This window comes from Acidimicrobiales bacterium (genome assembly GCA_041394245.1).
Classification (GTDB): Bacteria; Actinomycetota; Acidimicrobiia; order Acidimicrobiales; family Aldehydirespiratoraceae; genus JAJRXC01.
Map to the genome: position 1 here is coordinate 1,166,412 of JAWKIR010000002.1, position 25,990 is coordinate 1,192,401.

Annotated in this window: 27 protein-coding genes; 6 read left to right on the top strand and 21 right to left on the bottom strand. The window is 68.6% G+C overall.

The features are described 5' to 3' along the window. Nucleotides 1-29: 29 nt before the first annotated feature. The gene (locus R2707_05870; GenBank protein MEZ5244603.1) at nt 30-2,171 is read right to left on the bottom strand and encodes a heavy metal translocating P-type ATPase; all 2,142 of its coding nucleotides are present in this window, start codon (nt 2,169-2,171) and stop codon (nt 30-32) included. A gap of 48 nt (nt 2,172-2,219) precedes the next feature. After that, entirely contained in the window at nt 2,220-2,621 is a 402-nt protein-coding gene (locus R2707_05875) for a heavy metal-responsive transcriptional regulator (protein MEZ5244604.1), read from the bottom strand. Nucleotides 2,622-2,668: 47 nt separating this feature from the next. On the opposite strand from R2707_05875, the gene R2707_05880 reads away from it, so the two are divergent. Then, complete coding sequence (locus R2707_05880; GenBank protein MEZ5244605.1) at nt 2,669-4,261, top strand: YdiU family protein; 1,593 nt, start codon at nt 2,669-2,671, stop codon at nt 4,259-4,261. A gap of 15 nt (nt 4,262-4,276) precedes the next feature. Here the strand turns inward: R2707_05880 and R2707_05885 are convergent, their stop codons facing one another. Then, complete coding sequence (locus R2707_05885) at nt 4,277-4,942, bottom strand: TIGR03086 family metal-binding protein (protein ID MEZ5244606.1); 666 nt, start codon at nt 4,940-4,942, stop codon at nt 4,277-4,279. Between the two features lie 74 nt (nt 4,943-5,016). Here R2707_05885 and R2707_05890 point away from each other — a divergent pair, with 74 nt between their 5' ends. Further along, nucleotides 5,017-5,895 (top strand): helix-turn-helix transcriptional regulator, encoded by an 879-nt coding sequence (locus R2707_05890; protein MEZ5244607.1) that lies wholly within the window; start codon nt 5,017-5,019, stop codon nt 5,893-5,895. 97 nt (nt 5,896-5,992) lie between these two features. Here the strand turns inward: R2707_05890 and R2707_05895 are convergent, their stop codons facing one another. Genes R2707_05895 through R2707_05905 form a run of 3 tightly spaced genes read right to left on the bottom strand, consistent with a single transcriptional unit; the run spans nt 5,993 to nt 8,637 of the window. Next, nucleotides 5,993-6,553, bottom strand: a complete 561-nt coding sequence (locus R2707_05895) for a hypothetical protein (GenBank protein MEZ5244608.1) — start codon at nt 6,551-6,553, stop codon at nt 5,993-5,995. A 15-nt stretch (nt 6,554-6,568) separates the two neighbouring features. Then, complete coding sequence (locus R2707_05900) at nt 6,569-7,351, bottom strand: SDR family oxidoreductase (GenBank protein ID MEZ5244609.1); 783 nt, start codon at nt 7,349-7,351, stop codon at nt 6,569-6,571. Further along, nucleotides 7,348-8,637 carry a 5'/3'-nucleotidase SurE gene (locus R2707_05905; GenBank protein ID MEZ5244610.1) on the bottom strand — a complete coding sequence of 430 codons (1,290 nt, stop codon included), beginning with the start codon at nt 8,635-8,637 and terminating at the stop codon, nt 7,348-7,350. The genes R2707_05900 and R2707_05905 overlap by 4 nt, the downstream gene beginning before the upstream one ends. Nucleotides 8,638-8,728: 91 nt before the next feature. Here R2707_05905 and R2707_05910 point away from each other — a divergent pair, with 91 nt between their 5' ends. Continuing rightward, nucleotides 8,729-9,913, top strand: a complete 1,185-nt coding sequence (locus R2707_05910) for an SRPBCC family protein (protein MEZ5244611.1) — start codon at nt 8,729-8,731, stop codon at nt 9,911-9,913. Between the two features lie 10 nt (nt 9,914-9,923). Beyond that, nucleotides 9,924-10,433, top strand: coding sequence for an SHOCT domain-containing protein (locus tag R2707_05915; GenBank protein ID MEZ5244612.1), 510 nt, complete (start codon nt 9,924-9,926; stop codon nt 10,431-10,433). On the opposite strand, the gene add is transcribed toward R2707_05915, so the two are convergent. From add to R2707_05935, 4 genes are read right to left on the bottom strand one after another with little or no spacing between them, the layout of a single operon-like run. Then, nucleotides 10,430-11,458 carry an adenosine deaminase gene (add, locus tag R2707_05920; protein MEZ5244613.1) on the bottom strand — a complete coding sequence of 343 codons (1,029 nt, stop codon included), beginning with the start codon at nt 11,456-11,458 and terminating at the stop codon, nt 10,430-10,432. The two genes, R2707_05915 and add, sit on opposite strands and share 4 nt — an antisense overlap. 13 nt (nt 11,459-11,471) lie before the next feature. Next, nucleotides 11,472-12,215 (bottom strand): sulfite exporter TauE/SafE family protein, encoded by a 744-nt coding sequence (locus tag R2707_05925; GenBank protein ID MEZ5244614.1) that lies wholly within the window; start codon nt 12,213-12,215, stop codon nt 11,472-11,474. A 26-nt stretch (nt 12,216-12,241) separates the two neighbouring features. Continuing rightward, the gene (locus tag R2707_05930; protein MEZ5244615.1) at nt 12,242-13,129 is read right to left on the bottom strand and encodes an SDR family oxidoreductase; all 888 of its coding nucleotides are present in this window, start codon (nt 13,127-13,129) and stop codon (nt 12,242-12,244) included. Between the two features lies 1 nt (nt 13,130). Further along, nucleotides 13,131-13,910: an enoyl-CoA hydratase/isomerase family protein gene (locus R2707_05935; protein ID MEZ5244616.1), complete on the bottom strand. Its 780-nt coding sequence runs from the start codon at nt 13,908-13,910 to the stop codon at nt 13,131-13,133. Between the two features lie 53 nt (nt 13,911-13,963). Between R2707_05935 and R2707_05940 the strand changes: the two genes are divergently transcribed. Then, the gene (locus tag R2707_05940; GenBank protein ID MEZ5244617.1) at nt 13,964-14,803 is read left to right on the top strand and encodes a sugar phosphate isomerase/epimerase; all 840 of its coding nucleotides are present in this window, start codon (nt 13,964-13,966) and stop codon (nt 14,801-14,803) included. Nucleotides 14,804-14,863: 60 nt separating this feature from the next. Here the strand turns inward: R2707_05940 and R2707_05945 are convergent, their stop codons facing one another. The 8 genes from R2707_05945 to R2707_05980 all read right to left on the bottom strand — a co-directional run bounded on the left by R2707_05945 (nt 14,864) and on the right by R2707_05980 (nt 21,831). Further along, on the bottom strand, nt 14,864-16,030 hold the full coding sequence (locus tag R2707_05945) for a site-2 protease family protein (GenBank protein MEZ5244618.1): 1,167 nt from the start codon (nt 16,028-16,030) through the stop codon (nt 14,864-14,866). Beyond that, a complete protein-coding gene (locus R2707_05950; protein ID MEZ5244619.1) occupies nt 16,027-16,461 on the bottom strand; it encodes an MOSC domain-containing protein in 435 nt (144 codons plus the stop codon). Before R2707_05950 ends, R2707_05945 begins: the two co-directional genes overlap by 4 nt. Then, entirely contained in the window at nt 16,458-16,823 is a 366-nt protein-coding gene (locus tag R2707_05955; GenBank protein ID MEZ5244620.1) for a PEP-utilizing enzyme, read from the bottom strand. Before R2707_05955 ends, R2707_05950 begins: the two co-directional genes overlap by 4 nt. 100 nt (nt 16,824-16,923) lie before the next feature. Next, nucleotides 16,924-18,183 (bottom strand): acyl-CoA dehydrogenase family protein, encoded by a 1,260-nt coding sequence (locus R2707_05960; protein ID MEZ5244621.1) that lies wholly within the window; start codon nt 18,181-18,183, stop codon nt 16,924-16,926. A gap of 58 nt (nt 18,184-18,241) precedes the next feature. After that, complete coding sequence (locus R2707_05965) at nt 18,242-18,784, bottom strand: hypothetical protein (GenBank protein MEZ5244622.1); 543 nt, start codon at nt 18,782-18,784, stop codon at nt 18,242-18,244. 49 nt (nt 18,785-18,833) lie between these two features. After that, entirely contained in the window at nt 18,834-19,733 is a 900-nt protein-coding gene (locus R2707_05970) for a cation diffusion facilitator family transporter (protein ID MEZ5244623.1), read from the bottom strand. A gap of 16 nt (nt 19,734-19,749) precedes the next feature. Beyond that, nucleotides 19,750-20,946, bottom strand: coding sequence for an amidohydrolase family protein (locus R2707_05975; GenBank protein ID MEZ5244624.1), 1,197 nt, complete (start codon nt 20,944-20,946; stop codon nt 19,750-19,752). A 60-nt stretch (nt 20,947-21,006) separates the two neighbouring features. Further along, the gene (locus R2707_05980; protein ID MEZ5244625.1) at nt 21,007-21,831 is read right to left on the bottom strand and encodes an enoyl-CoA hydratase-related protein; all 825 of its coding nucleotides are present in this window, start codon (nt 21,829-21,831) and stop codon (nt 21,007-21,009) included. Between the two features lie 39 nt (nt 21,832-21,870). Here R2707_05980 and R2707_05985 point away from each other — a divergent pair, with 39 nt between their 5' ends. Then, a complete protein-coding gene (locus R2707_05985) occupies nt 21,871-22,293 on the top strand; it encodes a hypothetical protein (GenBank protein ID MEZ5244626.1) in 423 nt (140 codons plus the stop codon). A gap of 35 nt (nt 22,294-22,328) precedes the next feature. Here R2707_05985 and R2707_05990 read toward each other — a convergent pair whose 3' ends face one another. The 3 genes from R2707_05990 to R2707_06000 are packed head-to-tail and all read right to left on the bottom strand — an operon-like array spanning nt 22,329 to nt 25,947. Next, the gene (locus R2707_05990; GenBank protein ID MEZ5244627.1) at nt 22,329-23,156 is read right to left on the bottom strand and encodes an enoyl-CoA hydratase/isomerase family protein; all 828 of its coding nucleotides are present in this window, start codon (nt 23,154-23,156) and stop codon (nt 22,329-22,331) included. Beyond that, entirely contained in the window at nt 23,153-24,298 is a 1,146-nt protein-coding gene (locus R2707_05995) for an aminotransferase class I/II-fold pyridoxal phosphate-dependent enzyme (GenBank protein MEZ5244628.1), read from the bottom strand. Before R2707_05995 ends, R2707_05990 begins: the two co-directional genes overlap by 4 nt. After that, the gene (locus R2707_06000; GenBank protein MEZ5244629.1) at nt 24,295-25,947 is read right to left on the bottom strand and encodes an alpha/beta fold hydrolase; all 1,653 of its coding nucleotides are present in this window, start codon (nt 25,945-25,947) and stop codon (nt 24,295-24,297) included. The genes R2707_05995 and R2707_06000 overlap by 4 nt, the downstream gene beginning before the upstream one ends. Nucleotides 25,948-25,990: the final 43 nt, after the last annotated feature.

Below are 25,990 nucleotides of genomic sequence, written 5' to 3' on the forward strand. Positions count from 1 at the left end.
ACAGTCTCACATGCACCGATGCCCCGGGCCTAGCCTGGGCCGCGTCGGAAACGGCGAAGACGCAGGCTGTTGGTCACCACGAACACCGACGAGAGGCCCATGGCGCCGGCCGCGATCATCGGGTTGAGCACGCCGAGCGCAGCCAACGGAATCGCCGCCGAGTTGTAGGCGAACGCCCAGAAGAGGTTCTCCTTGATCGTGGCGAAGGTACGACGCGAGAGATCGATCGCGTCGACCGCCGCCGACAGCTCACCGCTCACCAGCGTCAGGTCCGAAGCCTGCATTGCGATGTCGGTCCCGGTCCCGATGGCGATGCCCAGATCGGCGGTCGCGAGCGCCGGCGCGTCGTTGATGCCATCACCCACCATCGCCACGCGGCGACCTTCGGCCTGGAGCCGCTCGATCTCGGCCGCCTTGCCATCGGGCAGCACGCCGGCCATCACCCGATCGATCCCCACCGCCTCGGCGACGACCGCGGCGCTCACAGGATTGTCGCCGGTCAACAACGCGACCTCGAGTCCCCGGCGCGTCAACGCCGCGACGGCGGCAGCGGAGGAGGCCTTGACCCGATCGGCGAGGACGAGCGCACCGGTGGCGGTACCCCCACGCCCGACGAGGACGACGGTGCTCCCGTCGAGCGCCGCGTCGTGCAGCACCGCGGCGATGGGCTCGGGAACCTCGTCGAAGAACTCCGGGCGACCGACCCGAACCCGGACACCGTCGACGGTGCCGGCGACGCCTCGGCCGGCGTCGTTGGAGAACCCGGTGATCGTTGCGGCCGAGGTGTCGACTGCGGCCGAGATCGCCCGGCCGATGGGGTGCTCCGATCCCGACTCGAGCGCGGCGGCGAGCCTGAGCAGCTCCTCGCCGTCGCCGTCGGGGGCTCGCACGTCGAGCAACTCCATGCGGCCCTCGGTGACCGTGCCGGTCTTGTCGAGCACGATGGTGTCGACTCGGCGGCTGTCCTCGAGGACCTCGGCCCCCCGAATGAGGATGCCGAGCTGCGCGGCCCGGCCGGTTCCCACCATGATCGCGAGCGGGGTGGCGAGACCGAGGGCGCAAGGGCAGGCGATGATGAGCACGGCGACCGCCGCCGTGAACGCGTCGGACGTCGGGTAGCCCAGAGCCAGCCACACGACGAGGGTCACGACGGCGATCCCGATCGCGGTGGGGACGAAGACCGACGCCACCCGGTCGGCGAGCCGCTGGATCGGCGCCTTGCTCCCCTGCGCCTCCTCGACCAGCCGAATGATCTGGGCCAGGGCCGTGTCGGCGCCGACGCGGCGGGCTTCGACCAGCAGCGAGCCGTCGGTGTTGATCGACGCACCGACGACCGTGTCACCCTCGGCGACCTCGACGGGCACCGACTCACCGGTGATCACGGAGGCATCGATCGCGCCGCGTCCGCTCACGACGACGCCGTCGGTGGCGATCCGTTCGCCGGGCTTCACCCGAAAGCGCATCCCCACCGCGAGATCGTCGATCGCGATCTGCGTTCCGTCCTCGAGCACGGCGGTGCGGGCTCCGAGATCGGCGAGGGCACGAATGGCATCACCCGACCGTCGGGTGGCGCGGACCTCGAACCACTTCCCGAGGAGGATCAGGGTGACGATCACGCCCCCCGTCTCGAAGTACACCGGCTCGTCGATTCCGGCGACCAGCACCACCATCGACCATGTCCAGGCGGCCACCGTCCCGACCGAGACCAGGGTGTCCATCGTGACCATGCGGTGCCGAAGGTTGCCGACCGCCACGCGGTGGAACCGCCATCCGGCACCGAACACGACGGGCGTGGCCAGCGCGGCGGCGACCCACTCCCAGCCGCCGAATCGCAGCGGCATGATCATCGAGATCGCCACCAGGGGAACCGTCAGCACCGCCGCGATCCGGAGACGGTTCCAGAGGTCCGTCTCGCGTTCGGCCTCCGCGGCGTCGTGATCGCGCTCCACGGGGGCTCGGTAGCCGAGCGCCTCGATCGTCGCCCGCAATTCATCGACGTCGACCGAGTCGTCGTAGCGCACCGAGGCCACGCCGGTCGCGAAGTTGACGTGGGCCTCTTCGACGCCGACGTGGCGGGAGAGGCCGTCCTCCACGGCGCGTGCACAGGCGCCGCAGGTCATCCCTTCGACGGCGAGGTCGGTCGCACGGACGGTGCTGCGGGGAGAAGCCATGCTTCCATCGTAGACCTTCCAGTCAACAGGAAGGTCAAGGGATCGGGTTCACCCGTCGACGTCGATGACCTGACACCGGTTCGGGTCGGTGCAGTCCGACGGGTCGAGGGCACCCGCCCGCTCGGCCAGTTCGACCAGTTCACGGCGCGCGTCGACCAGGCGGGCGATCTGTCCATCGAGCTCCGCCAGGTGCCGTTCGAGCAGCGACCTCGTGTGGGCGCAACTGTTGCGACCGGCGTCCTTGAGTTCCAGCACCGACTGGATCTCGGCCAGGGTCAGACCCGTCGCCTGGGCATCACGGATGAACCGCAGACGCTCGGTGGCGGCGCCGTCGTAGTCGCGGTAACCCGACGGTGTCCGGTCGGGCTCGGCCAGCAAGCCGATCGACTCGTAGTAGCGAATCGTCTTCGTCGAAACCGACGCCAGGTCGGCCAGCTCCCCGATCTTCATGGGCAGGAGCGTACGACTCCCTAGGCTGGTCGTCAGGAGGTGCTGCCATGAAGCTCGACCAGCTGGAGTTCGACAACTCGTTCACCGCCGAACTCGCGGCCGACCCCTCGACCGAGAACCGCCCCCGCCAGGTCAGCGAGGCGGCGTTCTCGCGGGTGACCCCCGTGCGTACCGAGTCGCCCCACCTCCTTGCGGCATCGGTCGAGACGCTCGACATGCTCGGCATCGATCGAGACGAGGCGACCGGCACCAACGCGGCCCGCTTCGCCGCGGTGTTCACTGGCAACGAACTCCTCCCCGGCATGGATCCCCACGCGATGGCCTACGCCGGGCACCAGTTCGGCAACTTCGCCGGCCAGCTCGGCGACGGGCGCGCCATCACCCTCGGCGAGGTCGTCACACCCGCCCACGGTCGCCAGACCCTCCAGCTGAAGGGTGCCGGCCCCACCCCCTACTCGAGAAACGCCGATGGGCTCGCCGTCCTGCGGAGTTCGGTCCGCGAGTTCCTCTGCAGCGAAGCGATGCACCACCTCGGCGTGCCGACCACGCGGGCGTTGAGCCTGGCACTGACCGGCGACAAGGTCATGCGCGACATGTTCTACGACGGTCGACCGGCGCTGGAGCCCGGCGCGGTCGTGTGTCGCGTCGCACCCTCGTTCATCCGCTTCGGCAACTTCGAGCTCTTCTCGTGGCGACAGGACACCGACAACCTCCGCCGCCTCGCCGACTACACGATCCGCACCCACTTCCCCGAGCTCGGCGAGCCGTCGCCCGAGGTGTATGCCGACTGGTTCGCCGAGGTCAGCCGCCGCACGGCCGACATGGTCATCCACTGGCAGCGGGTGGGCTTCGTCCACGGCGTGATGAACACCGACAACATGTCGATCCACGGCCTCACGATCGACTACGGGCCCTACGGCTGGCTCGAGGACTACGACCCCGGGTGGACCCCCAACACGACCGACCGCCAGTTCAAGCGCTATCGCTTCGGTGCCCAACCGGCGATCTGCCAGTGGAACCTCACCCAGCTCGCCAATGCCCTCTATCCGCTCATCGAAGACACCGAGCCGCTCCACGCCGGTCTCGAGCTGTTCGTCGACCGGTTCAACACCGACTGGCCCGCGATGATGGCGACGAAGCTCGGCCTCGACGACTTCGACGCCGACGGCGACAGGGAGCTGATCGAGTCGCTCACCGGGATCCTGCCGGCCATCGAGACCGACATGACCCTGTTCTTCCGGGCCCTGGCCGATGTGCCGTCGTCCACCGACGACGAGGATGCGCTGATCACGCCATTGCTCGGCGCCTACTACTCCCCCGCCGAACTCACCGGCGACGTGCGGGCGGCGACCATCGCGTGGTTGCGCGACTATTCGGCCCGTGTGGCCCGCAACGGCCGCTCCGACGACGATCGCCGGATGGCGATGCACGCGGTGAACCCGAAGTACGTGCTGCGCAACTATCTCGCCCAACTCGCCATCGATGCCTCCGAACAGGGCGACCACACGATGATCACCGAGCTCCTCGACGTGCTCCGCAACCCCTACGACGAACAACCCGGCAACGAACGCTTCGCCGAGAAGCGACCCGACTGGGCCCGCACCCGCGCCGGCTGCTCCATGCTCAGCTGCTCCAGCTGACCCGCCACACCGGTGTCAGACACCCGCTACCGGCGCGTTCCATCCGGGGTCGCGGCCGGCGAACCCGAGCAGCCTCTCGAGTGGTGAGGCGTCGTCGGGTACCACGACCTCGCTGTCGAAGAAGCCGGAGTCGGGCCCGCGGTACTCCGGAGCGATCATCCCGGCGAGGAACTTGTGGGCCGGCACGACCACATCGTCGGGTGCCGAGTACGGGCGCCCGGTGGCGGCGGCGAGGTCCCAGGCATGGATCACGTACTCGCCGAGGGCCATGCCCAGCACCCCGTCGCCCTGCATCCGCGACGAGGTCATCGTGACGAGACGGCCGGCCGCGCCCGCGGCGATGGCGTGTCCGATGTCGGCCGACGAGCGACGGACGATGTCGCTCGCCCGAGTGCCGTCGGCCAGCACGAACGACTCGGGGTCGGGTCGCGGTGAAGCCGCCATCGGGTCCGACAGCGCGGCGGCGAAGTAGCCGAGCCACCCGAGGACATGGGTCCGCAGCTCGCCGACACTCATTGCCGTGCAGGGCGTGGGGCGATCGAGGTCGTCGTCTCCCACGTCGACGATCTCGGCCAGGCGCTCCAGGACCTGGGTGAAGAGCTCCGCCGCCCGCTCGGCGTCGCGGAACACGGAGGGCGCGGTGGTCGGGAAGATCGGCAGGTCGCTGCTGTCGGGGCTCATGCCCGAACGCTATGTCCGAGGCAGGCGCGCGGTCTTGAAGATTCACGCCAGACCGGGCGGCATACTCGGCTGTGATGTCCCGTCCCATCCCCTCCGACACCCGCGGCATCATCGACCCGGCCGCCATGATGCGCGACGTCGAGTTCGTTCGCTTTCCCGCGGGCGACGTGCTCTCCGGCCTGGTCGACTGGTTCTGGTCGGTCGAATGGAATCTGTCCGATGACCTCACCCGCGACCAACAGGTACTCAACCATCCGGCAGGCAACATCAGCATCGGCACGCTCGACGACGCCGGGATTCCGCTCGACCCGGCCGAGGGGCGGGTCTATGGAGTGATGACCGGGCTCAGTCATCGGCACCTCGCCGGAGCCGGTTGGACCGTGGCCGCTCGCACCACGGTCGGAGGAATCGGCGCGCTGCTCGACGTCTCGGCACGGTCGATGGTCGACCGTCAGATGAGCCTCGACGCGGCGCTCCCCGACATCGGCGGCTCCCGACTGGTCGCTCAGGTCTCGGCCGAGCCGACGAGTTCCTCGCGCGTCGAGCGGCTCCGAGACGCGCTGGAGTGCATCGTGGCCCGCCGAGACCCGGCGCTCGTCGCCGAGGCCCGCAGCGTTGCGGAGATCGCCGCTGCGTCCGAGACCGACCGATCGATCCGACGAGTGGAACAGCTGGCCGGCCTGGCGGGGGTCAGCGTTCGGACCCTCCAGCGCCTGTTCGACGTCCACGTCGGCGTCAGCCCCTCGTTCGTGATCCGACGGTGGCGGATCATCGAGGCGGCGGAGTCCGCCCGACACGCGATCGATCACGACGGCGAATGGCGGGGTTGGGCCGAAGTGGCCGCAGAACTCGGCTACGCCGATCAGGCCCACCTCACACGCGACTTCTGCGCCCACCTCGGTGTCTCACCCGCGGCCTACCTCGCCCAGGTAACCAAGCCCGACGACCACTGAGTTGACGGGCATCGAGTCGGTTCCCTCCGACGGTCACCCGAACTCCCTCGGCCGAACGCTCGCAGCCTCCTGGATCAGGTCGGCGACACGCCGAAGCTCAGACCTTGCGGATCCGATCGCCCTGGCGGATCGCACCAGCGGTGATCACCCGGGCATTGACCCCTCGGAGCTTGAGCTCCTTGCCGATCTCGCTGTTGACGAAGCGGTGGGCCTCGACGCCGAACCGCTGACTGAACTTCGCGCAGCCGGTGTGGGGTTGGTCGGTGATCTCGATCACCGCGTCGCCGATCGCCAGCTTCGTCCACGGCGGGAGGTTGGCTTCGGACAGGTCCATGTCGACGATCAGCTGATCCCCCGCCAGCGGCATCCGATCCGGCGATTGGGCAATGGCGGAGAGGATCCGCGAGTTCATGATGTTGAGCTGCATGTCGGGGTGCGGACTGCCGTCGTCGGTGCGCTTCGAGCCCCGCTGGTTCCAGGTGTCGCCCTCGAGGCCCTCCTCGATCGTGAGGCGGGCCTCCCCGAGCACGACCCGTTCGTCGACGGCGGGACGCTGGACGATCAGCTCGAGCGAGCCTTCCGCGGGCGAGGCGCGGACGTGCTCGATGGTCGCCTCGAGCTGTTCACGGTCGAGATGCTGGATGTCGGTGGAGGCCATGGCGGCCATTCTTGCTCAACCGACCGGGGGAACACCGGTCAAATTCGTCTCGCAGAGCAGGCCGCCATCGATCTGGATCGCCTGACCGGTGATCGCCGTCGACTCGTCCGACGCGAGGAACAGCACGAGATCGGCCACTTCCTCGGGTCGGATCGTCCGGCCGATGGCGTGCATGGCCGCCACTTCCTCGCGGGTCTTGAGGCCGATTCCCAGGACCGCCTCGAACATCGGCGTCTCCACCACCCCGGGGCAGATCGCGTTGCAGCGGATGCCCTTTCGGCCGTATTCGACAGCGGTGACCCGGCTGAGGTTGATGAGCGCGGCCTTCGCCGCGCAGTACGGGGCATTCGCCGCGCCGGCCACGAGGCCGTAGACCGACGACGTGTTGATGATCGACCCTCCGCCCTGCGCGATCATGTGGGGAATCGCGGCCTGCATGCCGTGGAGCGGCCCGTTGAGCATCAGCTTGATGCTGTCGTCGAACCCGGCCAGATCGAGATCGGCGACATAGCCGCCCGTGGAGGTCGCCGCATTGTTGAACAACACGTCGATCCGGCCATGGTCGGCCACGCACCGGTCGACCGCAGCGCGGACCTGCTCGGGTGAACGGACATCGGCTTCGACGAAGGTGACCCGGTCGGGGCCGATGTCGTCGACCATCTCGGCGCCACGGTCGACGTCGATGTCGACGGCGACGACCTTCGCCCCCTCGGCCACGAACTTCCGAGCCGTCGCCCAGCCGATACCGCCGGACGCGCCGGTGATCACGGCCGCTCGACCATCGAGTCGACCACTCAAGACGGAACCTCGGTGATGCCGATGAACCCGTTGTTGAAGGCGTCGATGTCGTCGATCACGTTCTCGATCGGCAGCGTCGAGGTGCAGTCCTGCAGCAGGTAGTTGCGCCCCGCGAGACTCGACGCGACCACGGTGTCGACCGTGCCGCGGATCACCCCCGACGGGCAGGTCGGGATGTTGATGTTCGTCACCACCGAGACGTCGTTCATGATCTCGCCGAGTCGGAACTGCTCGAGTACCTCGAGCGTTGCGTCGGCGCCGGCCGCGAAGTCCACCGGCGTGCCAGTGCCCTGACTCGTGGCGATCGCGGGCACCCACCCGCGTGACGCCCACTTGGCGGCGCCGACCGTTCCCGAAAGGGGAATGATCGGACCCATGTTCTGGCCTTCGTTGATGCCGGAGATCACGAGGTCGGGGGCGAGCCCCATCGCTCCGAGCGCGTACAGGACCGAGTCTCCCGGGGTGCCGTTCACCGCCGTTCCCGGGTAACCGCTCGCCGTCGTGCCGGGAGCGGCAGTGGCGCCACCCGGCGTCGTCGAGTCTCCGGTGCCCGACTGGTTGACGGCCGGCGCGACGACCGTCACATGGACGCCGGGGACGAGCCGCAGGGCCTCGACGAGTTCGTCGATCCCGTCGGCTCCGATCCCGTCGTCGTTCGTCACGAGGATCTCGAGATCCCGAGTGTGCGAGGCGAGGAAGCACGCCGACGACGTCGAGGTGTAGTCGACCCCGGGCACCAGGCACGGATGCGCCGGCGCGAACACGTTCGGATGGTTGAGATAGCCGCGCACGATCCAGGCGGTGAGGAACCATCGGCCGTTCACGTCGGTCCACACATCGAGATCGCCGGCGAACCCTGCGGGTTCAGCCCCGTCGACACCCCAGCCGACACCCACCAGTCGAGACGAGGGCGCCGTTCCGTCGTAGAGGAGCAGGCTCGGCGTCGCCGGGTCGAACGAGGTGCAACAACCGGGGAGCGCGAACGGCACCCCGATGTCGGCCGGGCGTCCGGCGACCTCCGTTGCGCCCGCTGCGACGAAGTCTCCGAGCGACCGAAAGTCGGCGGCGTAGTCGAGTGCGAGGTCGAAGTAGGCCGACATCGTGAGGCAGTCCTCCGCCGAGAGGTCGGTGCCGCCCTGACACCACGGCGCCACCTCGGCTCCACCCGTCGCGGTGTCGACACGCCACGCGAACGGGAAGTAGCAGCTCGATGCCAGCACGGCGATGACGGCAACCATCGCCAACACCTTGATGCGCGACAGACGAGTTCCACGATTGTCGTTCATTGTCCTTCTTCTCCCCCTCGACCACTCCACGTGAGCAGTCCGTCGGAGGAGTCTGGCTCATGGCGAACGCTCTCGGCCAGACTGAACACCAGTGAGCCATCCACCCGAACCCGGAGACCCGGCGACCATCGCCGCCGTCGACCATGTCCTGTCGACGACCCGTGCGGTCCGCAAGCGCCTCGATCTGCAACGCCCCGTCGAGGACCAGGTCCTGTTCGACTGCATCGACCTCGCCGAGCAGAGCCCGACCGGCGGCAACCAGTCGACGCGGCGATGGCTGATCGTGCGTGATCCCGCGCAGAAGAAGGCGCTGGCCGAGCTCTACCGCGAGGCCGGCGGTGACTGGATCATCGCCAGCCACAAGGGTGTCGAGGGCACCGGCCACCACAACGAGAAGGTCCTCGGCTCCGCGGCGTACCTGGCCGAGAACCTCGAGCACGTCCCGGCCATCGTCCTGGTCAGCATCTGGGGTGAGCACGACAACAGCGGACGCCCCGGCCTGTTCGACTCGGTGATCCAGGGCGCCTGGAGCTTCTGTCTCGCGCTGCGGGCCCGAGGCCTCGGCAGCGCCTGGACGACGTTGCATCTCAGCAAGGCCGACGAGTTCCGCCGGCTGCTCGGCATGCCGGAGGGCCTCACGCAGATCGTGCTCCTGCCCGTCGCCTACACCGACGGGACCGACTTCAAGGCGGCGCCGCGCATCTCGGCGAGGACCATCACCTACATCGACCGCTGGGGCGACACCCTGGCCGCCAACGCCGATGGTCCGGTCACGTTCGCTGCCGGCCCCGGTGTGACCGTCGAGGTCGAGATCGACGCCAAGCCCGCAGAGATCTGGCCGTTCATCTCCGACCCCGACCTTCTCAGCCGTTGGAGCGACGAGTTCCAGGGCGCGACCTGGGACGGTGAACCGGGCGAAGGCACCCGCTTCACCGGAAGGAATTTCGCCGAGGGCTTCGGCGAGTGGGAGACGTCGAGCATCTGCGTCGCCTACGAACCGGGACGCCTGTTCGCCTGGAACGTGCAACGCCCCGAGGCAGCTGAACCGGGGACCCAGTGGCGCCTCGAGCTCGTCCCCCTCGCCGGCGGCACCCGCCTGCGCTTCGCCATGCGCTTCGGCCCCGGCTCGTCCGGGCTCACGTGGAGCATCGAGAACGACCCCGACAACGAGACGCAGATCATCCGCGATCGCCAGGACACCCACCGGGCCAACATGCAGCGTTGTGTCGAGGGCATCCGCGACCTCGCGGAGGACGCCGCGGCGGCCGGCGACTAGGGTTGCACACGTGCGTTGGCGGATGACACGACTCGCGATGGCGGCGGCACTGGTTGCCGCATCGGTGCTGCTGCTCGCGGAGCCGGCCGGCGCGCAGGTCGACCGCGACACTCCCGCAGGACCCGTGATCTTCACCGAGCCATCCGGCCTCGACACCGCCGGACCCGACTCCGACGGATTCATCGCGCTGATGGTCGTCGCGATGCTGATCTCGGCGGGCATCGGCATCTGGAAGTTCGCCACGCTGCGCGACATGGGCATCCGCCGCGGCATGAGTCCGGAGGACGCCACCACTGCCGCACTGTTCTCGCAGGACCGCGTGACGAGCGCGATGGTGCTGAAGCCCGAAGTCGACGACCGGCGCAGTCGCCCGCGTTCTCGGCCTGCCACGACATCCCCACCCGAAACCGAGCCGACGATCGAGGAGCGACTCGCCAAGGTCGAGGCGCTGCGCGCGCAGGGGCTGATCAGCGACGAGGAGGCGGCATCACGCCGCGACGAACTCCTCGACGAGATCTAGACATCCTCCGCCGCGACGGTGTCCGCCGGGTCTGCAGCGAGCCAGCCGGCCACTGCATCGGTGGGCGCAAAGCTCTCGATCAGTGAGTTGTCGGCCAGCTGACGCAGGCCATCCTCATCGAGGTCACACAGCTCCCAGGCGTGGCGGTACTCCGACAGCAGATCGGTCTGGAAGAGCGGCGGGTCATCCGACCCGAGCGTGACAGTGATACCCGCGTCGAGCATCGCCGGGAGCGGGTGGTCGGCAAGCGACGACACCGCCGCCAGCGCGAGATTGCTGCCGGGGCAGACATCGCACGCAACGCCCTGGTCGACCAACATCGCCACGACCTCCGGGTCGCCCATCGCGCCGATGCCGTGCTGGATGCGTTCGGCCCCGAACACCTCGAGGGCGTGGCGCACCTCCCACGCCGGGCCGTGTTCGCCGGCGTGGCTGACCGTGTGCAGGCCCGCCTCACGGGCCCGGGTGAACGCCGAACCGAAGTCCTCCGTCGTCCAGTTGTCGGCCGGCCCACCCAGCCCCACGGCGGCGACCCGCGGATGGAGTTCGGACAGGACCACGTCGAGGGCCCGATGTGCGGCATCGGCGCCGAGATGGGGCGAAAGATCCGGGATCAGCAGCGACGAGATGCCGAATTCGGCCTCGGCCCGTTCACAACCGGCCACGACACCGGCAAGGACCTCGGACCAGTCCGCCCCCCGTTCCACGATGTGGTAGCTCGACGAGACGTGGAACTCGACATGCACCACGCCCTGGTCGTGGGCGGTGCGCAGGTAGCTGTGGGCGATGTCGGCGAAGTCGTCCGCGTTGCGGAGGAGTCCGCAGACCCAGAAGTAGCGCTCGAGGAAGCTCGGGAAACCGTCGAACTGCAACCATGCGTGCATCCCGTCGACGTCGCCGGCCGGCGGTTCGACCCCGTGGCGGTCGGCGAGTGCGAGCATGGTCGACGGATCGACGCTCCCCTCGAGGTGGACGTGGAGCTCGGCCTTGGGCATGGCTCGGGCGAGCGCTTCGGGGAAGATCATCGGGACCATCCTGTCATCCGTAGAGTCCGAGCAGTCGTCCTGCGAACACGAGGACGGCGACGACGAGCACCGGTCGGATCACTTTCTCGCCACCGGCGACCGTGATGTGCGCGCCGACGAAGCCGCCCGTGCCGAGGCCGACGGCCAGGACGAGCGCGGGTGCCCAATCGACATCGCCGTTGACGATGAACACCGGCAGGGCGAACACCGTGAACACGAATGTGACGATCGACTTGATGTTGTTGGCGATGACGAGGTCGACGCCCGCTCGGGAGAGCGCCACGATCATCATGAGGCCGACGCCGGCCTGGAAGGCTCCGCCGTAGAGCCCGATACCGAAGAACACGAGCGTGGTGAGCCATGGCGGCCACTGAGGACGGTCGGCCATCGCCTCGACGTCGGGCTTGCGCAACGACATGATCAGGATCGGGATCATCACGAAACCGAAGATGCGCTCGAATGTGTCGTCGGCCAGCTGCGACACCACGACCGACCCGATCAGGGATCCGACCACCGCCGGACCGAGGATGCGCCCGATGCCGGCGAGGCCCGCCACGCCGAGACGACGGAACGTGCTCGCCGCGCTCAGCGAGTTGGCGAGCACGCCGACACGGTTCGAGCCGTTGGCCGTGTTGCCGGGCACGCCGGCGAAGACGAGCAGGGGCACCGTCAGCAGTGATCCGCCCCCCGCCATCGCGTTGACGATGCCGGCGACGAGACCGCCGCCGAGCAGCAGCACCACGTGGACGAATTCCATCGGGGCACGCTACTTGTGCCGCTGCGCTACAACTCGAAGGCGCCCTTGCCCATCTGTTCACGGATCGGGACAACGGTCGGGTTGGTCATCGCCCGGCGCTGCCAGTTGGCACCGTCGACCACGAGCGTGTGGCCGGTGATGAACTGTGCGTAGGGGCTGGCCAGGAAGGTCGCGGCCCAGCCGAACTCGCGCCGCGTGCCGACGCGCATCGCCGGCTGGAGGGCGTCCTTCACCGGGTCGGCACGAGCCAGGTTTCCCTGGATGTCGGCCGTCATGTCCTCGTGCGGGATCAAGCCCGGCACGAGGCCATTGACCTGGATGCCATAGGGGCCCCATTCCACGGCGAGGCTCTCGACCATGTTCTTCACGCCGGCCTTGGCCGCCGCGGAGTGTGCGAAACCGGGCCCACCCGTCCACGCGTAGCTGGCGCCGATGTTGATGATGCTGCCCGGTGTCCCCGCCGCGAGGTGGCGGCGACCGAACTCACGTGCGACGAAGAAGGTCCCGTTGAGCGTGATGTCGACGACGGTGCGCCACGCGTTCGGCGACATGTCCTCGGCGGGGACCGGAAAGTTCGCCGCTGCGTTGTTGACGCACACCTGCGGCAGCCCGAAGGCCGCCTCGGCCGCGTCGAACGCGGCGGCGATGCTGTCGGGTTCGCGGATGTCGCAGGCGACCGTCTCGACCGGTGCGCCCAACTCGTCCATGGCGGCCCGACCGGCATCGAGATGCTCCGGCTTGCGGCTCGCGATCACGATCGACGCCCCGAGCCGGGCGAACTCCTGGGCGATGCCCTTGCCGAGGCCGGTACCGGCCCCGGTGATAAACACGCAGACACCGTCGAACGTCCCCTCCGGGAGGGCGGAGGCGCCGAGCGGCGGAGGTTCGGGGAGGCCTCGTACGTCGTCGCTCATGTCAACTCCCCCGGTAGTTCGGTTCGCGTTCTTCGGCCCGGGCGGCCTTGAACTCGGCGAAGTCGTCGGACTTGTTGAGGAACGTCTGGTAGATCAGCTCGTCCTCCATCGATGATCGGATCTCCGGGCGGCTCAGATGGCTGATCACCCGGCGCGCGAGCTTCACCGTCACGGCGGGCGACGCGGCGATCTTCTCGGCCATCTCCCGCGCGGTCGTGTCGAGCTCGTCGGGGGGAACGATGCGGCTCACGATGCCGTGCTGGAGCGCCTCCTCTGCCGACAGACGTCGCCCGGTGAGCACCATGTCGCTGACCAGACCGTGGCCGCACATCTCGTAGAGCACACCCATGCCGCCGGTGTCGGGGATCACCCCGTGACCGACCTCGGGCAGCATGAAGCGGGCACCCTCGGCGGCGATGCGGATGTCGCACATGAGCGCCCGCTGGAACGAGCCGCCGATGGCCCAGCCCTGGATGGGCACGATGATCGGAGCTTCGAGCTCCCAGATCTTCTGGATGCCCCGGTGGCCCCGGCTCATCAGCTCGTGATGGGTGAGGTCGGTGACATTGTTGCCGATCGCAGCGACATCGCGGCCCGACGACCAGCTCTTGCCCTCACCACGCCAGATCACCGCCCGGACCGTCGGCGTGGCGATCAGCTCGTCGAAGATCTCGAACAGGCGAGCGTCCATGTCGTCGTCGAACGCGTTGTGCTTCTCGGTGTTGTCGTTGGTGATCGTGGCGACGCCGCCGTCGATCTCGAGTCTGATCTTGTCGGTCACCCGCTGATCTTGGCCGATTCGCCGCGTTCGGGCACGTCGGAGAGACTCCGGGGATGCAGATCACCTCGCTCGGCAACTGCCCGTCCACCCTGCTCGCGGACATCATGTCGGTCGACGGTGACTCGTTTCGCGACTATCTCGACGCGACCGCCGTGGCCGGCTTCGACTCGGTCAGCCTCTATCCGTTCCACCTGATGCTGGCCGGCGACGGTGCGGAACAGGCCGTGAAGGACTCGGGCCTCAGGGTCGAGGCGGTGGAAGCGGCCATCGGCTGGACCAACGGCCCGAGCGACATCGTGACCCAGGAGATCGACGGCCTCATCGCCAGCGGCCAGGACCTCGGCGCCCGCATCATCGGCGCCGCCTGCCTCGGGCCGCTCGACGACCGATCGGCCGCGGTCGAGGGTCTCGCCTCCATCGCCGCTCGCGCGGCCGAAGCCGACATGGTCATCTCGCTCGAGTTCCTGCCGTGGACCGGCGTGGCGACGATGGCCGCCGCCAACGATCTGATCCTCGACGGCGGTGAACCGAACGCCACGATCCTGCTCGACACCTTCCACTGGATCCGCCAGCCCGGCGGCCCCGACCTCGACCTGCTGCGCTCCCTCCCCGGCGACCGCATCGCCTACGTGCAGCTGTGCGAGCCGTCGGCCGCGCCGGAAATGCCGCTCGACGAGGTGGAGGACGAAGCCATGCACCGTCGACGCCTTCCCGGCGCCGGTGCCGTCGACTTCGCGGCGATCTGGGAGGCCCTCGACCACATCGGGAGCGACCCGTTCGTGGCCGCCGAGGTCTTCAACGACGATCTCCTCGCCGCCGGCCGCCACGAGATGGCCCGGACCGTTCACGACGCCTCCCGCACCCTCCTCCCTCCCCCCTCCACCGCAAACTAAGGCGAGTTCACCCGCTGATAACGGGTGAACCGGCCTTCAGAACGACCGCGTGGCCGGGGGTCAGGCCCGGCCGAGGGCTCGCACGGCCTCAGCGACGGCCGGGTTGCCGAGCCCCGCCGCGACCGTTGCAGCCTCGTCGAGGACCGTCCCGTCGAGTCGCCCCGCCAACGATGCGAGGATCGTCGGCAGATCATCGAGCCGGCCGCCCCAACGCAGCGCGATCGCGAGCCATCGGGCGTGACGAGCGGTCGGTTCTCGGCGCAGGATCTCGACGAGCTCACCGATACCGTCGCGGCCCTGGCTCTCGGCCGCGAAGACGAGCGCGTAGAGACCGGGCGACAACGGCTCATCGATGGGAGCTGAATCGAGTAGCCGACGCGCCCCAGCGGCATCGCCGGTTGCCGCTGCGGTCTCGATCGCTACTGCGCGGAAAGCCGCGGACTGCGGCCGCAGATCGGCGAGCATCCGTTCGATGTCGGACACCGCGGTTGCCTCACCGTGGCCAAGGCGGGTCAGCGCGTCGCGGGCGGCGTCCTCTGCCATGGTCCGCCTCCCGGCGGCTCGTTGCACATTGAGGGTCGAGAGATTGGTCATCACGATCCAGCCGAGGATCAGCGCACCGAAGACGATCCCGATCGACGCCAGCCAAACGATCGCGATACCGGCGACGACGATCGACACGACCGCAGCCCTACGATTCCTGGTTGCCCGATCGCCGGGCAGGAGCTCCGCGAGGATGTGCCCACCATCGAGGGGAAGAACCGGCAACAGGTTCACGAGCCCCCATCCGACGTTGGTCCACAGCACGGCAAGCACGAAGTAGCGCACGTCGCCCGTGCCGACACCGCCGGCGAGGGCCACGCCGACGCCCAGGACAGCGCCGATGCTGAAGCCGGCCAGCGGACCCGCGAACGACACACCGATCAGCTGCCATCGAGTGGGGTCGGTCGGAGGACGCCACATCGTCGCGCCGCCGAACCCGTAGAGCTCGATGGTGGGCGACGCACCGAGGCGGCGGGCCGCCCTGGCGTGGCCGAGCTCGTGCCACATGATCGCGGCGCTCGCGACGACGACCCAGATCGCCATTCGGGCCGCAGTGATGTCGGGATACCAGCCGACGAGCGCGATCAGGATGAGAAACGTCGGCCGGACGCGCGTGGGGAATCCGGCGACCCGAAACGTGGTGCCGACCGTCGACCCACCGGACTGCGATCGACCCGGGATCACAGCGTCACGTGATCGCCGAGGGTCAGCGTGCCGCCGGCGATCACCCGACAGATCACCCCGGCCCGCCGCCGCATCGCGGTGCGGGCGCCGTCGCCGATCTCCATGTCGAGCATCTTGCACGGCGCCGCGTCGCGGACCACCTCGAGCTCGACCTCCCCTAGCTTCCAACGGTGTCCGGGCGTGCGCGGGATGTCGCCGTGGCTGATGGTGACATTGCGCCTGGTGAGGAGCGGGTCGATCGGCCGACCGAACTTCTCCTCGGCTTCGGCCAACTCCGTCTGTGACTGCACGCTGAGCTGGCGGTGCTTCGATCCGTGGTAGCGATCGCCGACCAGGCCTGCGGCTGTCTCGATCTCGGCCATCCCGACCGGCTGCATGCCGAGCCGCGACGCCTTCGCCAGCTGAATGCCGACCACAGTCGGTGTCGTCACGGTGCTCGCCATTCGACAGTGCCGGCGTCGCCGTCGACCGTGAGCTCGTGGCCGACCTCGAGTGCGGTGCCGTCGACCTCGATCCCGTCGGCGCCGATCGTCAGTCCGGGGACCACGACCGCCGGCACACCGGCCGCGTTGGCGATGATCGCCGTGTGGCTCTGGGCGTCACCCGAGGCGGCGACGACCGCGCTGGCCCGGATCATCGCCGGCACGTCGGCGGGGGACGACACCGCGAGGGCGAGCACCACCGGCCGACCGCCGTCCATCGCGTCGAGTGCGTCGTCGACATCGACCCGCAGCTCACCCGATCCGCGGCCGAGAGCCACGCTGATGCCGGACACCCGCCGCGTCGTTGCCATGGCCCGAGTCTACGACCAGTCGCGTCACCGGCCCGATCGTTGCGCCGTGTGGCGGGTGTCTGACACCGCTGTAGCGGGTGTCTGACACCGGTGTGGCGGGTCAGTTCTTGGGGAGGTCCTTGTACGGGGTGTTCTTGTCGGGGCCCGGCTCGCGGGGCAGACCGAGGATGCGCTCACCGATGATGTTGCGCTGGATCTGGTCGGTGCCGCCATAGATCGACGGGCCGGGCGAGAAGGTCGCCAGTTCGCCGATCGTGCCGCCGGAGGTGGGATCGCTGGCGCCCCAGAGCATGCCGTCGGCGCCGATGACCGACAGGCCGACCTCGCGGAACTGGCGGAAGAGTTCGGACATGTGAAGCTTGCCGATGTTGGGTTCGGCGCCGGTGCGCTGGCTGGGATCCTTCGCCCGCAGCGTGCCGAGGCGGTTGATCTCGATGAGCGAATAGAGCTTGATCAGCTCCTGCCGCAGCACCGGGTCGGTGATGCGACCGGACTTCGTCGCGAGGTCGACATAGTGCTGCCAGAGGCCGGGGCCGAGCGACGGCACACCGCCCTCGGACCGCTCCTTCCTGGCGAAGTCGGTGACGGGGCGCTGCAACGCCTTGCCCTTGGAGCCCGGCGTCGCCGTCTGCGGCTTCTTGCCCGCGGACCCGAGGGATGCCCGTTCGAACATGAGCGTCGAGTTGGCAACCGCCCACCCGTTGTTGAGGCCGCCGATCATGTTGGCATCGAGCACCCGGGCCTCGTCGATGAAGACCTCGTTGAAGAGTGCCCGGCCCGTCATCTCGGTGAGCGGGACGACGGTCACCCCGGGCTGATCCATCTCGAACGCGAAGTAGCTGATGCCCTTGTGCTTCGGCGCGTCGGGGTCGGTCCGGGCGATGAGCATGCCCCAATCGGCGACCTGGCCGCCGGAGGTCCACACCTTCTGACCGGTGATGACCCATTCGTCGCCGTCCTTCTCGGCCTTGCAACCGAGGCCGGCGAGGTCGGACCCCGCACCGGGCTCGGAGAAGAGCTGGCACCACCCGACCTGGCCGGTGAGGATCGGCGGCACGAACTGGTCGATCTGCTCCTGGGTGGCGTGGGCCGCGATGGTGGGCGCAGCGAGCATCCAACCGAGACCCGACGACGGCGGGCCCATCACCTCGCGCTCGGCCATGACGGTGTTGACCACCGCGGCGAGGTCGCGACCCCATCCCTTGCCACCGGCGTTCTCGGGCAGCGTCGGGTGGGCATAGCCCGTGGGCGCGAGACGGGCCCACCACTCCTCGACGGTGAGGCTCTCATCCCAGTTCTCATCGAGCCAGGCATCGAGATCGGCGCGGACTTCTTCTGCAGACGGCAAGGGCGTGCTCATACGGCACATTCTAGCAAGAAGTTAATGGCCGTTCACTTCGCGCGGAACGGGTTCGGCGTCAGCCCTGACAGCTCGTGGCAGCCGAAACCAGCAGGTCCCGATAGGCATCTCTCCCCTCGGGTGTGAGATGCGGAGAGGAACCACCTCCGGTCCATGCCGCCAGGGGCTCCCACGCGACATATGTCGCGTTGGCGTGCGCCGCGGCCGTGGCGACCAGCATTGCGTTCCAGCCCGGCCCGGTGACGTCGAGACCCCAGCCGGCGACCGACTCGGCAACGCCGACCAGCCGCACACACGCGTCGGGAACCTCGGCGAGCCAGGTCCCCAGCACGATGGCTGCGGCCTCGGGGGTCGTCAGCGGGAGTCCGGTCTGCGGGTCGACGTGCATGTCGTTCGTGCCGAGCGCCACCACGAGCACGTCGGGGGTGATCCCTTGGCGGCTCGGCTGGTTCCAGAGGTGCAGATACGTGAAGTCGACGGTCACCCCGACCAAGCCTGTGAGATAGGCCTGGAACCCGCCGGCGATGAGTTCGTCGGTGATCCAGGTCTCGGTTCCCGAAAGGCTGGATGCCTCGCTCAAGAACACCAGTGAATCGCCCATGACCACGACGGACGGCGCAGCGGACTGCCGATCGACCCGTTCGGGAGTATCAGCAGTCGGGTTCGTCGCAGGGGTGACACTCGGCCTGCAGCGTCACGTGGGCGATGCCTTGGTCGGCGAGCGCCTCGCTCAAACGGTGGGTGACCCGTTGGGCATCGTGGAGTTGATCGGTGGCGACCCGCACGTGGCCGGTCAGGCTCAAGGTGTCGCCGTCGAGCGCCCGCACGTGGAGATGGTGGACATCGGAAACCATCGGGTCCGACACCAACAGCGCCCGCAGCTGATCGAGGTCGACACCCACCGGCACGCCGTCGAGCAGGACGTGCAGCGACGCTCTGGCGCGGCGCCACGCCGACCAGACGATGATCGCGGTGACCAGCAGTGATGCGACCGGATCCACCCAGTCGGCATCGGTGAACAGCACCACCGCGCCGCCGACGAGGACGACCAGTGAACCGAGCGCATCGGCGACGAGGTGCAGCACCGCGCCCTCGACATTGAGCGAATGGCCGTGGCCGGCGTGCAGCCAACGGGCGCTGAATCCGTTGATGAGCAGCCCGACGGCGGCGAGCACCACCACGCCCAACCCGTCGACGTGGTGTTCGCCGTCGAGTCGACGAATCGCCTCGACCACGACGAGGACCACGCCGACCGAGAGCAGCAGGGCGTGTGCCAACCCGCCGAGCGCGTCGGCCCGGCGGAGCCCGAACGTGTAGCGGGTCGAAGCCGGACGAGCCGTCAGCGTCGCGATGCCGACGGCGAGGAACAGCGAGACGACGTCGCTGGCCTGATGGACCGAATCGGCCAGCAATGCCAGCGAACCGAAGGCGAAGGCCCCGACCACCTGCACGACCAGCAGGACGCTGTTGGCACTGGCGGCCACCACCAGATCACGGCGCGCACCACCGGGCGGGCCGGGGTCGTGCGCGTGATGGTGTGAGTGGGTCACTCGGTGACCCTCCGGGTCAGACGGGCTGGGGCGTGTTCAGGAACGTGACGTTGTCGAGCAGGATCTTCTTCTGATCGACGGCATCGAACTCCTTCAACTCAACCAGATAGTCGAGCGGCTTGGGAAGACCCTCGATGTGGGGCCAGTCGGAACCGAAGATCACGTGATCGGCGCCCATCAACTCGGCGACCTCGTTGACGTCGTCCTCCCAGAACGGGTTCATCCAGACGTGGTTCTTGAAGGTGTCGACCGGGTGGTCGTTGAACCAGCCGAAGCTCTTCTTCACCGTCTGATCGAACTTGCGGAACATCGGGGCCAGGAAGTCGGACCCGTTCTCGACCGATGCGAAGCGCAGGTTGGGGAACCGGTCGAAGATCTTCTGGAACACGGCCTGGATGAGCCAGTCCTGGGCGGCACGTTCGATCGAGAAGCTGCCGATCGACGGACCGCCGTAGTTGCCCTTGCTGATGCCGGCCGCGGAGAAGCGATTGTCGGCATAGCCCTGCGTCGAGTAGCCGGAGTCGGACGCGTGGATCACGAGGGTCACGCCCGCCTCGTTGATACGCGACCACACCGGATCGAAGTGGGGATCGAACGGCGACTTCATGCCGGTCGCCGTCATCACTGCGGCGGGCCGCATGACCAGCACGCGGGCTCCGGCGGCGATGACCTTGTCGACCTCGGCCGCGGCCGCATCGACATCGCCGAGGCAGAGGTAGGGAGCCCCGTAGATCGTGTCCTTGTAGTCGTAGCCCCAGTCCTCGAGCAGCCACTGGTTGAACGCGGTCATCATCGCGGCGCACGCCTCGACGTCTTCCTTGATCAGCTCCTCGTAGAGGACGCCGAGCGTCGGGAACAGCCAAACGGCCTGGAGACCCTGCTGCTTGACGAGTTCGACCCGGGCGTCGTTGTTCATGTAGTAGTCGGGCAGCGGCTCACGCTCCTTGAGCATCTCGAGCGGGCTGCGGCCGTTGGGGTTGCCCTTGAAGTACTCGTGGAGCGCGCCCGGCATCGCGACCGGATCCCACGTGGGGTTGACCACGGCATGGCTGATCCGACCGCCGACCAGGTGGTACTTGCGCCCGTCCTGCTCGACCCATTGCACCACCCGGGGCTGCATCTCCGCCGGCACGTGCCGGGTGAACGCGTCGAGTGCCTCGTAGAAGTGGTTGTCGGCATCGAACGGGAGATAGTCGAGATCTTCAGGTGTCATGGCAATCGCTCCTGGAGCCTTCGGGAATGAACCTTCCTGGGAAGACATGCTACCGCGTGCTCACATCGGACCCCAGTTGGGCTCCCGACGTTCGCCGAACGCACGCATCGCCTCGGTCATGTTGCCGGTGAACGTACCGAGCACCTGCTGGCGATTCTCGAGTTCGACGGCATGGCGGATCGACGGGGCATCGATGTTGGCCCACATACCCCGCTTGGTGAGCCACAGCCCGTACTCATTCTGCTTCGCGAGGCGGCGGCCATAGTCGAGCGCAGCTTCGAGGTGTGTGCCCGCGGGCACGAGCCGGTTGATCATTCCCATGCGCTCGGCCTCCTCCGCAGCCACGTGGCGACCGCTCAGCATCATGTCCATCGCATGGCCCGACCCGACGAGACGGGGCAGGAAGTAGCTGGTGCCGATGTCGCACGAGGTCAGCCCGACATTGATGAAGACCGACCCGAAGTAGGCCGTGGTGTCGGCCACCCGCAGATCGCTGGCGAGCGCCAAGGCGAAGCCTCCGCCGACGGCCGCGCCGTGCACGGCCGCGATCACCGGCTTGTCGCATTCGTGCACCGCCATCATGAAGTCGACGATGTGCTCCTGGCTCCGGTAGACGCTCCCCACCGGACCCCGGCCCTCCGCGTCCGGCGCCGGGCTCCCGCCACCCTTCAGGTCGGCGCCGGCGCAGAAGCCGTCGCCGGCCCCGGTCAGCACGATCACCCGCGCATCCCGGTCACGATGCAGCTCGCGGAACGCGGCGATGCCGTCGCTCACAAGATCCATCGAGAGTGCGTTTCGACGTTCGGGACGGTTGAGCGTGACGACCGGAACCGCCGGCTCCGATCGATCGATGGTGACGTAGTTCTCGCGTGGGCTGGTGCTCATGTCGTCGGACACTAGACGCAGGCGCTACGTTTTCTTCTCGTGCCGAACGCAGCCGCCACCACCGCAGAACTCCAGGCCACCCCCTACACGCGGGGCACCAAGGTGCGCTTGGTCGACGACATCCCCGGCTACCCCGCGGGCAGCAAGGGCAAGGTCGCCGTCGCCAACGGGTTCGCCTGGCAGCGTTACTGGGTCCGCTTCGACGATGGCAAGAGCGTGGGCCACATCGACCACGGCAGCCTGGTGAAGGCGAAGGACTACGACCGCTTCCTCGTGCAGCGCGAACGTGAGGCGATCGAGGCCGAGCAAGCCGCCGAGGCGGCCGCGTCGGCTCCCGCCGGCGGCGAGGCCAGCGGCGGCACCACGGCCGCGGCCGGTGGCAGCGTCGAGGTCAACGGCGTGGTGATCCCGCAGCGCCTGCTCGACGCCAGCGCTGCCGCCCGGGCCCGCCTCGGCGCCTGACCCCGTCCACGAGCGACGGCTGGCCCCGTTCTGAACTAGCGGGTCTTCGGAGCGATCCGAGCGCCGGAGGCGAACGATTCGGCGCCGGCTTCCATCCCGGCGCGATCGAAGCCGGTCGTGAGGATGGCCGGAGCCATGGCGATCGCGTTCAGGCGCCCCATGTCGTTGGCGGCCCAGATGGCGCGCATCGTCGCCTGCACGGCCACGGGCGGCTGGGCCGCGATCGCGTCGGCGACCCACTTCGCCCGTTCGCGCAACTCCCCCGCCGGGCAGACCTCGCTGACCAGACCGATGCGGTGCGCGGTCTCCGCCGACATGCGCTCGTAGTTGCCGAGCAACGACATGCGCAGCACCTCGCCGAGCGGCATGCGTTGCAGCATCTTGATCGGCTCGTAGACGGCAGCCATGCCATAGGTGACGTGCGGGTCGAAGAAGGTGGCGTGGTCGGCAGCGAGGATCACGTCGGCCTCGGCGATCATGTAGAACGCGCCGCCGGCCGCCATGCCGTTGACCGCACAGATCACCGGCTTCCACAGATCGCAGGCCTTGGGCCCGAGGTTGTCGCCCGGATCGTCGTACATGAAGTTGTTGGACGTGCCGTAGAGGCCGGCGCTGTCGTCGAGAGCGGTGAACTCGCCCTCGTTGCGATCGATCCCGACGCAGAACGCCTTGTCGCCGGCGGCGGTGAGGACGATCGCCCGCACGTCGTCGTCGCGCCGGAACGCCTCCCACGTCTCGCGCATCTCGCGCTCCATCGTCGGGCTGAAGGCGTTGTAGGCCTCGGGACGATTGATGGTCACCCACGCCACATGACCGTCCATCTCGACGGTGAGGGTTTCCAGCTTCGACGGGTCGTAGGTCATGGCGTCCAATCTCTCAGTCGGGCGACGGCTTCTGCCACATCCGCCTCGACACCGGCAAACGAGAATCGCACGAACCGGTGGCCGTCGACCGGATCGAAGTCGACACCAGGTGTGGCCGCAACGCCGAGTTCGGCGAGCCAGCGGGCGCACAGCGCCTGCGAGTCGTCGGCGAGATGGTCGGTCCGGGCCCACACGTAGAAGGCGCCGTCGGCCGGAGCGAGGCGATCGATCCCCGCGTGCGGGAGACCTTCGAGGAGGATTCGGCGGTTGCGGGCGTAGCGGGCGACGTTGGCCTCGCACTCGTCGTGGCTGTCGAAGGCGGCGACTGCGGCCAGTTGCGAGAGCGTCGGCGCGGCGATCGTGAGATTCTGCCCGATCCGGGTCAGCGCGGTTCGCAACACCGGAGGGGCGATCAACCAGCCCAGGCGCCATCCGGTCATCGAGAAGTACTTCGAGAAGCTGTTGATCACGATCGCGTCGGAATCGAACTGGAGCGCGGTTGGGGCCGATTCCCCGAAGGTGATGCCGTGATAGATCTCGTCGGAAACGAACCAGACGTCGTGGTCGCGGCACCAGGCGGTGATCCCGTCCATGCGTTCGGCGTCGAGCATCGTGCCCGTCGGGTTCGACGGCGACGAGAGCACCAGTCCGTCGAACGGTCCGAGCTCGTCGAGCTGTGCGACCGTCGGCTGGAACCGCGTCTCGATCGTCGTGGGCAGATCGACGACCTCCACGCCGAGCACCTCGAGCGCGTTGCGGTAGCAGGGGTAACCGGGCGACGGCACCACGACGCGATCGCCCGGATCGAACGCGGCCATGAACGCAGCAACGAACGCGCCCGACGCCCCGACGGTCAGCATGACCGCATCGGGATCGACCGTCGTCCGGTACCAGTCGAGATAGTGCTCGGCGATCCGCCGCCGCAGGGGCTCGATGCCGGTGGCGGTCGTGTAGCCGAGCACGTCGTCGTCGAGCGCCCGGTGCGCGGCCTCGCGCACGGGTGAAGGCGCCGGGGTCGACGGCTGACCCACCTCGAGATGGAGTACCTCATGACCGGCGGCGATGCGCAGCTCTGCGGCCCGCATGACCTCCATCACGTAGAACGGGGCGATGTCGGCCCGGGTGGCGGGGCGACGACTCACCGTCTCGGGCCGATCGACGGACGTTGGAGCCAGGACCGCACCGCCACCTCGACGGCGTCGGGCTGTTCGGGCAGAAGCGCATGGCCGGCATTGTCGACCGTGACCATCGTGGCGCGATCGCCGAACTCCTCACAGATCCGGTGCGCGTTCTCGGGCACGGCCATCACGTCCTGGAGCGGCTGCACGACCAGCAGGTCCTTTCCGCCCGCTCCCCACCAGTGCTCGACCGCCTGCTTCGTCGTCGCCGCGGCCTGGCCCGCCGCCGCGGTCGCGTGCCATCCGTCGACCCACACCGCGGCATCGTTCCCGGGCGCGAAGAAGGCGCTCGCGACCGCGGCGAGGTGGTCCTCCTCGGACGCCTCGGCATCGAAGACCTGCCGGAGCGCGGCCGCATGCTCAGGCGCCGGCGGCACCAACCCACCGCAGCAGAGCAGCACCACGGTGTCGACGAGGTGCGGGTAGTCGGTCGCGGTCATACGGGCCACCCGGTTCCCGAAGGCATGCCCGACGATGGTGACCGGACCGCCGACCACTGCCTGGATGACGGCGGCGGCGTCGGCGGCCAGGTCGGCCATCGTGAGATCGGTGAGATCCCCGGTCGAGCCACCGATGCCCCGCGGCTCGGGGTGGATGGCGTGGTAGCCGGCTCGGGCCAGCCGCAAGGCGAGGTCGTCGAAGTCGGCCGCCCCGCGCCCGAGCGACGGGATCATCACGACCGGTTCGCCGTCGCCGTACTCGTGCACCTCGATCGGGCCGGCCGGACCGGCGACGGTGGTCGTGCGGCGAAACCCGACGGCGTCGTGGGAGGCCTGCACCATGGCGACGACGGCATCGAGTTCGGGATCCGGCTCGGCCTCCTTCAACACCCGCCCGAGGAATCCGAGCGCATCGACGGTTCTGGCCATGAGCGTGTGACCGACGTGGTCGGCACCGCGCACCGACCGGTACTCGTGACGCAGGCCGATGTCGAACAGCCGTCGATGGAGCGCCTCGGCGCCGTGGTACAGATCGAACATGTCCTCGTCGCCACACTCGAGGTAGATCGCCAACCCATGGGCCGCGATGTCGACCGCATGCTCCTCCATCACCGCGATGGGGTGGTTGTGACGGAACCGTGCCGCGTCGACGGGATCACCGAAGAGCTCCGACAGGGCGTCGTGCCGATACGCGGTGTCGCGCCGTCGGACGCTGTCCCACTCGGCGGTCGGTTCGATGGCCGGCTCGATCGCGACGACCGCAGCAACGCGCTCCGGATGTCGGAACGCCATCCGCAGGGCCCCCATGCCGCCCATCGAGATGCCGCCGACCGCCACGACATCACCCGCGTCGAAGACCTCTCCCACATGTGCGATGAGCTCGCCGGTCAGCATCGACTCCCACCCCGAGTCCTCCCCGATGCCGTCGAGCCAGAACGAGCGGGTCGAGTGCGGCATGACGACCCGCAGCGGCGGGAGGGTTTCAGCGGCCCAGCATGCCTCGAATGCCGGTGCCGTGACTGCGGCGAAGTTGCCGGGCCCGTTGCCGCCATGGAGCCAGATGAGGACCGGTGCGCCGGCCGGCAGATCCTCCGGCTCCAACACCTCGTAGGTCACGGGCGAAGGAACGAGATTGCTCGGCATCTCGTGGCGGGTCAGGACGGAGGCACTCATGGCGCCGATCCTGCCACGTCGCACGCCGTCGGCGGTACGGTGT